Below are 2145 nucleotides of genomic sequence, written 5' to 3' on the forward strand. Positions count from 1 at the left end.
TTTGAAAGCCAAGTCTTCGGACTTGGCTTTTTTCTTATCTGCATTATAAAAATACTTATCTACTTTCAGTATCTCCATTTAACTTTAAGACTCCTCCCCTTCAAAAACCCTTATAAACTCAAGATTCATTTGATAAAACACACTTATTTCACGCTAAAAATTTAATCCAAATCATAGTTTCAACATTGATGCATAGGCGCGTGTATACATCTTCAATATGATGAATTTATTATTACGCCCCCTAATAAGCTATGCATTGCATAGTATTAAATACGTCTCGTGAGCTAACTATGAAATTAAAAACTCAAGCCTATTTATTATCTGCAATCATCTTGATTGCGTTACTTGCTCTTACTGCAACAGGTCTTTGGACACTACGCGTCGCAAGTAACCTTGATAACAAAGCTCGAGTGACTGAGCTATTTAAGAGTGCATACAGCATTCTAACTGAAGTTGAGAAAATGGCAGTGGAAGGCAAGATGCCTGAAGATGAAGCCAAAGCATTGGCTACTCGCCTACTTCGCAACAATATCTACAAAGACAACGAATACGTTTATGTTGCCGACGAAAACATGATTTTTGTGGCAGCACCGCTCGACCCTCAATTGCATGGCACCAGTTTCCATGATTTCCGCGATGGCGACGGCAACAGTGTTGGTCAATTAATCTTAGATGTCCTAGGTCGTAAAACAGGTCAAATCGTTGAATACACTTGGACACAAAAACTCCCTGACGGCACGATCGAAGAAAAACACTCCATTGCAGAGAAAACGCCCCATTGGAACTGGGTGGTAGGCACTGGCATCGGGTTTAATGAGGTCAATGCTCGCTTCTGGTCAACAGCTCAATGGCAACTAGCACTGTGTCTAGCAATTGCGGGGGCGATACTAGGTGGGTTGATTATCTCCATCCGTAAGATGCTTAATCTACTCGGCGGTGAGCCAAATGACGTACGTGAAGCGGTTCAAGCCGTTGCTCAAGGAGATATCCAAACCAGCTTTGAATATACCGCACCAAAAGACAGCATCTATGGTGCTGTACAAGAGATGAGTCAATCTCTGGCTAAGATGGTAACTAACCTGGACGAATCAATGCACGCCTTGCGTTCAGAGCTATCAGCGGTAGAGTCTCGCTCTAATTCGATCGCTGATCTAACCATGTCTCAGCAACAATCGACGGCAATGATCGCAACAGCAATGACAGAAATGGCTTCTTCGGCTAACCATGTAGCAAGTTCGGCAAGCGATACAGCACAAAACACCGATGAAGCAGATAAACAGAGTCAGCACACGCAATCATTAATCCATAGCACTGTAGACAACATCCAAGGGTTGGCGACTCAGTTGAATACGGCAAGTAAAGCGGTTGCGGACCTTGATCAAGATGTAAACAGTATCGTAAAAGTTCTCGACGTGATCGGCGATATTGCAGAGCAAACTAACCTACTGGCGCTAAATGCCGCGATTGAAGCAGCCCGTGCAGGAGAACAAGGTCGAGGCTTTGCAGTTGTTGCCGATGAGGTACGCAACCTAGCAGGTCGCACGCAAGACAGTACAAAAGAGATTCAACAGATGATCTCTAACCTTCAAGAGGGTTCGCGCAATGCTATCCATACAATGGAGATATGTGCCGAGACCAGCGAAAGCACAGTAACTGAATCAATGAACGCCTCAGAGGCACTTCAACAGATAGTAACCGCGTTAGAGTCTATTACTACGATGAGCCAACAAATTGCAACAGCAGCGGCTGAACAAACGCAAGTGAGTGATGACATTGCACACCGCATCAACCTAATTGAAGAAAGCGGCAGCCAGCTAAATACGGTGGTAACAGAAAGCCAATCAAGCACCCAAACATTGGCATCTTTAGCTGATGAACTTGAAGGTTGGGTGAACAAGTTCTCAGTAAAGCACTAGTTTAAAGTCAATTGTTCAATAAAAAGCACGTTTTCAGACGTGCTTTTTTGTTTTTATCGCCTTTATTTTGCGACAGAACGCCCTACTTTTCTTAAAACAGCGCTTAAAGCATGGTGCATTGCTGCTCAAAATGCATAAAAACAGCCCACTCCGAGCACAAATCCATCAAACGATAATTTATTTTAATTTTATTGTTGACCTGAAAGCCGAAAAGCCTTTTAATACACCT

Annotated in this window: 1 protein-coding gene; it reads left to right on the plus strand. The window is 43.3% G+C overall.

What is annotated here, in order from left to right:
• The first annotated feature begins 290 nt into the window (after positions 1-290).
• Entirely contained in the window at positions 291-1916 is a 1626-nt protein-coding gene (locus VHA02S_RS24580) for a methyl-accepting chemotaxis protein (RefSeq protein WP_038899402.1), read from the plus strand.
• Positions 1917-2145: the final 229 nt, after the last annotated feature.

This window comes from Vibrio harveyi NBRC 15634 = ATCC 14126 = KCTC 12724, assembly GCF_001591145.1.
GTDB classification, from domain to species: domain Bacteria; phylum Pseudomonadota; class Gammaproteobacteria; order Enterobacterales; family Vibrionaceae; genus Vibrio; species Vibrio harveyi.